Origin of the sequence: Sebaldella sp. S0638 (assembly GCF_024158605.1) — a bacterium.
Classification (GTDB): Bacteria; Fusobacteriota; Fusobacteriia; order Fusobacteriales; family Leptotrichiaceae; genus Sebaldella.
This window is the reverse complement of the sequence record NZ_JAMZGM010000159.1, coordinates 1-7,544: the sequence shown is the minus strand read 5'-3', so window position 1 is coordinate 7,544 and position 7,544 is coordinate 1. Positions and strand designations below refer to the sequence as shown.

Here is a 7,544-nt window from a genome sequence, read left to right as displayed (position 1 = left end):
ATTTCGGACACCTGCCTTCTCTCAATTAGTTTACACAATCAAGATTTTTGTGTCCACTTTTTCATACTAACACCAATATATGATTTTTATTTTTTATTACTGAATTTATTTATGATTTCTCATAAATATTTTTTCTATTTTATATCAATATCATTTGAAGAAATATTCAATCTATAGATCAATATGACTTTTTCTTCAATATTTTATTTTCGCCAATTTCATATTCAACCTCGTAATCTGTAAATAATTGTTCTTTATTTTTCTCAAACCATTCAGCATTTGTCCTCGGGAAAAGTACTAAAAATTTAAATTTATTATTATTTTGAAAGTCCTCTAAATCTATTACTTCAAAATAATACTTCTTTCTTGGCTCCATAGATGGCCATATTCCTGTCATTTCTTTAAACCATGCAAATTGTTTATTATTACTAACTATTGGAAGTCTTTCGGCATCGTTAAAACTTTCAACATATTTTTCTTTATTTTTTACAATATACTCAATCATTTCAGTTTCTTCCTTATCAAAAACATAATCCTTCACTTGTAATTTAAAAGAATTTTCTAGATAAACTGAATTTTTTTGAGATGCCAGTTCTATATTTAAAAGATTATTTCTAGTAGCTATATACTCATCCATTTTCAAAAATATCAATAAAGAGAGAAAGTAGAATAACATTATAGAATTAAAAAGCAGTTTATCTTTTTTTCTTATATCATTTAGTGCCTTAAATGCAGTTAAAATTAATAAAATTGACAAATAGGCATAATTTTTATAATAAAAATAACCTGAAACTATTTTTTTCATTCCTAAAACGAGTAATAAAAATGTAAATGAGAGTGAAATCAAAAACATTATAAATAAAGTATTATATTTCTTATATTTTATTCCTTTTAATATAAAATATAAATTGAAAGGAATTAATAAAATAAAAGAATTATATAAATCTCTATATATAAATCCCTCTTCTGACAATAAATTTTCATATCCACCTTTTGCAGATGAAGTATACAAATTATAACCTACAAAAAATAATAAATATATAAATGCTATTGTGATTAATTTTTTGATATTACTTTTACTTCTCTTACTATTTAATAAAAGAATTACTAAGGTTGAAAAGACAATTTGCGGTGTATAGTAATAATAAGACGTTTGAATTCCTATTAATAGTAAAAGTAATTTTATCATAAAAATTTTATCAATACTTTTATCCTGAGATTCTGAATAAATATACAGTTCTTTTATCAATACCAATATAATCGTTATAGAAAATAATTGTGGTATAAATCCAAATATTAAAACACTTAAATTAAACCCAAATAAATAAAATAGAGTTCCTGTAATTGACACCCATTTCCTATTTGTAATCAATAATAATAGATCATAGAATAAAATTACCCCCATTGCAAAAACAATCATACTTGCTATAATAAAAAATTTATACAAAGGTAAAATTTTTATTATATAAAACAAAGCAATATTTGTATATGCTAAAAATGGATAGCCTAGTGCACTTACAACTGGATTTTTATAAAATATTGTTTTATACTTTATAAAATCCCTCACCATCATAACATGTGTTGCTGGATCTGTTGAAGCGTAATTCACAAAAATTTTCCAACTGTATAACTTATAAAAAATCACTGTCAATATTGTTAATAAAATAATATGCATAAAAATATTTTCTGTCATTTTTTTCAAATGAATTTTTTTATAATATTTTTTTTGTTTTATCATAATAAAAAATATTATAAAAAAATAGATTAGGCATATTTGTGATGTTGATGCCTTTAATCCAACTACATTTAACAGAATCACAAACAATGAATTAATACAAAATATGTACACTATACTTTCTATCATTTTTATTAAATTCTCCTCTTTAATTTTCTAAACAATCTTCTTGATATTATAACATAACAACTACTTATTATAAATAAAAAAAGCTTATTCTCTTAAAATTCTTTTCAAATTATTTATTCTTGTTTTAAATATATACCTTTCTATTTCAATTTTGTACCCTTCATCTTCTTACTCATTATTATTTAGTTTCTTTATCTATCAATATATAGTAGTGTATCAATAAAAAACTTATTTTTTCAAATTTAAAAATTATTTTATATTTTAGAAATATAGTTTATTTTGGTTCTTTATATGATATAATTAAGGAAAAAATTATTATGGGGTGTTTATTTTGAAGGTTAGAAATTTAGGAATTGATCTTATTAAAATTTTTGCTATTACTTTTGTTCTTGGAATTCATTTTTTAAATGTTAATCATTTTTTAGAAACTCCTTTCAATAACTTTCCTATTTTTTTTCAAGGTTTTCTGAGAAATTTATTTATATTATGTGTACCTCTTTTTATAATGTCAACTGGATATTTACAAAATCAAAAATCAATTTCTAATAGATTTTATAAAAAAATCTCTTCTTTTATATTGACTTATTGTCTATATGTTACTTTATTTATTATTTATAAAACTCTATTCCTCAATATTCCTATGAATTTTTTTGAAGTTATAAGCTTTTATTTTATATTTCCTGGAATATTCTGGTTTTTTGGGATGTTTATTGGATTATATTTAATAATCCCTTTTTTAAATATAATTATTAATTCCGTTACTAAAAAACAATTTTTCTTATTAATTTTTATTTTAATATTTGCAACATGTCTTCAGACAATATTTGAATCATTTAAAATCGGACAAACTTTTTGGTATAATATTTTTCCTATTTGCTATTATTGCTTAGGTGCTTTTATTAATAAATATAAACCAAATATAAAGAGAATACATTTAATTTCCCTTCTCATTTTCTCATTAATATTTACAACATTCATAGATATACTAATATCTGGTGGGAATATTTTTTTTGGAATTTCTAGTAATTATAGCAGTATTTTTACAATTATAAATTCAGTGTTATTTTTTTTGTCTTTTTATAATTTGAAACGAAAAAGTTTTGCAATGACATCTTTTATATCCTCTATAACACTTAACATTTATCTATCTACTGCTATTGCTGACAATATTACTTACAAGTTTATTTTTTATAAAAAAATTCTATCTGCCGAAAAATCTTTAAAATACTTACCCTTAGCAGTATTATGTTCTTTTACAATTTCATTTTTTATATATTTTTTGTTTTTTTTTATAAAAAAAATAATGTATTTCTTTCATCATACTAAATTATTAAATTAAAAAATAATATTTTATTGAATCTGTTATCTTCCATATGCTTCTGCATATTTTTTTCAAAAGTATGATAAAATAATATAAATCATGTCTATAAATGAAAGGAGGAGTAATGGCCAATATAAAAGATATTGCCAGACTTGCCGGCGTATCAGCTTCCACAGTCTCCAGAGTAATAAACCAAAGCGGTTATGTTAACGAAAAAACCAGACTGACAATAGAAAAAATCATGGAACAGCTGGATTATGTGCCGAATAGAAATGCTGTATCATTAAAAACAGGACGTACCGGTTTTCTGGGAATTGTTGCTCCTTATTTTAACGATTCCATGAATCTTCTGCTCAGCCACTTTACTATGGCTGCCCAAAAAGAAGGATACAATATAAGTCTGTTTATGACTCTAAATGATAAAAATAAAGAAATACAAGCTTTTGAGATGCTGAGAAGAAAACAGATAGATGCAGTGCTGCTGCTTATAAGGCTGAATGACTGGTCTGTTCTTGAACAATATGCCAAATACGGCCCTGTTGTCACATGGCAGAGACTGGATTCCGATACTATACATTCTGTTTATATGAATCAGTATGATGGTTATACACTTGCACTTGAACACCTTTATAAACAAGGAAGAAGAAAGATAGTAAATCTGTACGGCAATATGGAAAGCTTAAATACCGGAAGCAGAATGAAGGCTTATGAAGATTTCTGTACAAAATACAATATCGATTATAATGAGAATTTCCATGGTCTTTCCACTGTAAAAGACGGTGAAAATATGGCAAAATGGTGGCTTGACCAGAAAGAAAAGCCCGATGCATTTGCCACGCTCACAGATTCAGTAGCTGCAGGCTTATTTACCAAAGCCAAAGAGTACGGACTGGATATTCCGGAAGATTTTTCGGTGGTCGGCTTTGATGACATTGAGATCTCAAGGCTTCTAAAACTTACTACCATACACTATCCTATAGACCTGCAGGCTAAAAATGCCTTTATTATAATTGATAATATTCTAAATAATAAGAATACACCTTTATTTCCGCTAAGTTTTTACCTTGTGGAAAGAAAAAGCACCTAAATCAAAATTTCAGGAGGACCCCATGTACTATATCTGTCTTGATATCGGCGGAACATCTGTTAAAACAGCAGTTACAGATGAAAAGGGTAATATTTTCGAACAAACTTCTATAAGTATCCCAAAAACCCTGTATGAATTTACTAAATCTATTTTTGAATATATAAAAACTGCAAATAATAAATATTCAGCTTCGGGAATAGCTCTCAGCGTACCGGGTTCAGTGGATTTTAGAACCGGAATTATCGGCGGCGTCAGTGCAATCCCTTATATTCACGGCCCAAACTGGAAAAAAAACCTGAATACAGAATTTTCCCTCCCTGTTAGTATAGAAAATGACGCAAACTGTGCAGCTCTTTCTGAAATATACTTTGGGAAATATAACTCTGTGAAGGATATGGCTTTTTTTGTCTGCGGAAGCGGAGTGGGAGGTGCTGTAATAAAAGACGGCAGGATTCATCACGGCAAACATCTCCATGGCGGAGAATTCGGCTTTATGTTTCTTGATATTTCATTTTCTGAAAAAAACAGATTCAGGAATCTTAGTGAACTAGGCTCTACTCAGGCTCTTGTAAGAAAAGTGAAAAAAATTTATCCTGATAAAAACCTTGACGGGAAAATGATTTTTGAAGAAGCAGAAAATGGCGATGAAAATTGTCTGAAAGCCATTGATGAGTTTTACTCTGCACTAGGTGCCGGTATTATAAATGTTCAGTATATTTATGATCCGGAAATGATTTTTATCGGCGGTTCTATAAGTGATAATGATTATTTTATTCAGGGTCTGACTAAAAAAGTTAATGAGATTATTGATAATCTGGAGCAGTTTTATAAAATAAAACCTGTTATAAAAGCGGCTACATTCAGGAAAAATGCTAATATTCTCGGAGCATTAGCCCACCATCTTCAGGAGTATAATCTAATTCAGATATAAGAGAAAAAGGCTGTCCAAAATACCGGACAGCCTTCTTTTTTATAAACCGCTGATTTAAAGATTATTCTCTCAAAAAACTATTTTCAAAATAAGCTGTGTCTGAAACTACCACTTATCCTAAACCAGTTTCTTTACAATTTCATATAATTTTTTCATATCTTCTATTCTTGTCAAACCTGTTTCTTTATCTATTATTGAACCGTATATATGCGGCATTACTCTTGGAATATTACTATCAAGACAAATTTTCATTATCTCCTCAAAATTTTCGAGATCTATACCGCCTGTTGGTTCTATTAATTCTAACCCCGCTTTTTCACTGGCCTTTACCACTTCTTTTAATTCCTCCGCACCTTTCAGCCCTTCCATAGGAAAAAACTTCACGGAATGAGCTTTCATATCTCTAAGCATAGCAACGGCTGTGTCTATATCAACTATTGCATCAGTTTCTTTACTGCTCAGCTCCCCTGTGTTTATTTTTACCTTTCCCGGCTGCCCTGTGGGACTCATTAATACATTTATATATGTTCTGTTATACCCGTTCGCTTTCAAAGCTCCCGCCGCATATCCGGCTCCTGTAAATACCTGATTCACATGCCCCGGATCTGTCTGTGAAGCTATTAATGCAGCTTTTTCAAACTGGCTTGGGTCTCCTGAACCAAGACCTACTGATACTACCCCCAGTTTTTCCAGATATTTTTTGGTTTCTTTTACCCCTTCTTCTATAGTATTATAGTTCTTTGATAAAAGACCCACTACTGCATGCCCTTCTGCTGCTTCATACACAGCAATTGCATTTTCCAGATCTTTTGCCAGAACATTTAATGCAACCCGTCCTTTATAAAATTTTATTTTTGTATCTAACATTTTTACCTCCTGATGTTGTTTCCTATATTAAAAGCCCGAGTCCCGCGAAAGCCATAGATCCTAATATCGCCCCGCCTGCTATCGGCTTGTCTATTTTATAAAACAGTGCTGCACCTATTATTGAACCTAATCCTGCCGGTACATTGTATTGAACAGCAGAAAGTATAATAAGCGGCCCGAGGAATCTTCCTGTTGCATTTCCCGCACCCATCATTATTCCTGTTCCTGCTGCCGAGACATTTTCCGGCATAAGTTTTCTGATACCTATAATTATATATCCTATGACTATTCCTATTGCTCCCCCGATTATGAGACTTAATGCAAAACTATTCAGAGTTTTTCCGTAACCAGCTGATAGTAAAACCGCAGGAATTCCTATTCCTACTCCCGTCATCAATGATCCCCCTACATCTAACAGACCTACCAGAGGCCCTTCCAATATTCTGGCAAGCAGGAATCCAAACGCAAATCCTGCCGCAGCTGCATAGTCTCCGGTCTGTAGTCCCTGATCCAGCAGCTGTATAACGAATATCTCGTTTAAAGCACCTGTTCCGTACTTAATATACATATGAGTTCCCCCTACCATAGCCGCACAGGCTAATGCTACCAATATGGGGAAAGTTTTATCACTTAACCAAAATTTTTCCTTTGTTGATTTCATCTTATCCTCCTTAATCTAAACTTTTAGAAACCAAGCTTTGCAAAGAACCCTCTTGCATAGGCTATTACTAAGAATAGTACCACTACTACTGATATCATTATTTTTACCGACTTAGTAACTCCTTTTTCCTCGATCGACTGACCAATCAAGATACCAAGAACAAGTCCGGGAAGCGAATTTCCCATTACCATGTGTCCTAATCCGCCTAAAACAGTAGACCACATACCTGTAAGCTTTCCTGCATCCATTGCTGCAAGCCAGAAAATAATAGGCATGACAGGATTAATCATAAGATTTGACGCTGGTGTAAGAATTTCCTTTGCTACCTTAGCAAGCTCTATTGGCACAAATGCTGCCATTGTGTTCAGCATTACTACTACTATCGCACCTATAATTCCTCCTGCTACACCCATTTTATAGGGATCATACAGAGTTTCTTCTACTTTTTTATTTTTAAATAAAAGACTTGCCGCTGCGAAGTTAGGAACTATTCTGTGAAATACATCCTGTGTAAGAGCCCCTGCTCCTATAGATGATGCTGCCGAGTTAAATAAAAAACCTAATCCAAATGAAAAATGCGAAATGGGATCGCCCTGACAGGCATTTAATTCCCCAAGTGTTCTAAATGCTCCCATTGACTGATGTGTGGGTGTATGAAACATTCTTGCAGCTCCGGCAGTCAGTCCGAAACCTCCAAGGAAGCCCACAACCAATGACTTCAGTAAAATTACTAACATAAAAGGGAGTGTGCAAGAAAGTCTGTAAATTAAATCTGATATAATAAAAGATTTGTTTTTCATATATTGATTTATC

7 protein-coding genes are annotated in these 7,544 nt (G+C 30.7%); 3 read left to right on the top strand and 4 right to left on the bottom strand.

Translation table 11 applies throughout. From position 1 onward, the window contains the following. Positions 1-178 precede the first annotated feature (178 nt). A complete protein-coding gene (locus NK213_RS18270; RefSeq protein WP_253351909.1) occupies positions 179-1,864 on the bottom strand; it encodes a hypothetical protein in 1,686 nt (561 codons plus the stop codon). 322 nt (positions 1,865-2,186) lie between these two features. Between NK213_RS18270 and NK213_RS20720 the strand changes: the two genes are divergently transcribed. The 3 genes from NK213_RS20720 (at position 2,187) to NK213_RS18260 (ending at position 5,203) form a co-directional block, all read left to right on the top strand. After that, the gene (locus NK213_RS20720) at positions 2,187-3,203 is read left to right on the top strand and encodes an acyltransferase family protein (protein WP_371926462.1); all 1,017 of its coding nucleotides are present in this window, start codon (positions 2,187-2,189) and stop codon (positions 3,201-3,203) included. 106 nt (positions 3,204-3,309) lie between these two features. Then, a complete protein-coding gene (locus NK213_RS18265; RefSeq protein ID WP_253351907.1) occupies positions 3,310-4,272 on the top strand; it encodes a LacI family DNA-binding transcriptional regulator in 963 nt (320 codons plus the stop codon). Positions 4,273-4,294: 22 nt separating this feature from the next. After that, entirely contained in the window at positions 4,295-5,203 is a 909-nt protein-coding gene (locus tag NK213_RS18260; RefSeq protein ID WP_253351900.1) for an ROK family protein, read from the top strand. Between the two features lie 117 nt (positions 5,204-5,320). On the opposite strand, the gene NK213_RS18255 is transcribed toward NK213_RS18260, so the two are convergent. The 3 genes from NK213_RS18255 to NK213_RS18245 form a co-directional block, all read right to left on the bottom strand. Then, the gene (locus NK213_RS18255; protein WP_253351898.1) at positions 5,321-6,070 is read right to left on the bottom strand and encodes a KDGP aldolase; all 750 of its coding nucleotides are present in this window, start codon (positions 6,068-6,070) and stop codon (positions 5,321-5,323) included. Positions 6,071-6,092: 22 nt separating this feature from the next. Further along, positions 6,093-6,731: a DUF4310 family protein gene (locus NK213_RS18250; RefSeq protein WP_253351897.1), complete on the bottom strand. Its 639-nt coding sequence runs from the start codon at positions 6,729-6,731 to the stop codon at positions 6,093-6,095. Positions 6,732-6,754: 23 nt separating this feature from the next. Further along, positions 6,755-7,544: DUF4311 domain-containing protein (locus NK213_RS18245; RefSeq protein WP_253351895.1), on the bottom strand; the 790-nt coding region annotated here is incomplete at its 5' end.

Coding starts and splice junctions, on each gene's coding strand:
- NK213_RS18270 (WP_253351909.1), bottom strand. CDS start 1,864: ATGATAGAAAGTATAGTGTACATATTTTGTATTAATTCATTGTTTGTG.
- NK213_RS18265 (WP_253351907.1), top strand. CDS start 3,310: ATGGCCAATATAAAAGATATTGCCAGACTTGCCGGCGTATCAGCTTCC.
- NK213_RS18260 (WP_253351900.1), top strand. CDS start 4,295: ATGTACTATATCTGTCTTGATATCGGCGGAACATCTGTTAAAACAGCA.
- NK213_RS18255 (WP_253351898.1), bottom strand. CDS start 6,070: ATGTTAGATACAAAAATAAAATTTTATAAAGGACGGGTTGCATTAAAT.
- NK213_RS18250 (WP_253351897.1), bottom strand. CDS start 6,731: ATGAAATCAACAAAGGAAAAATTTTGGTTAAGTGATAAAACTTTCCCC.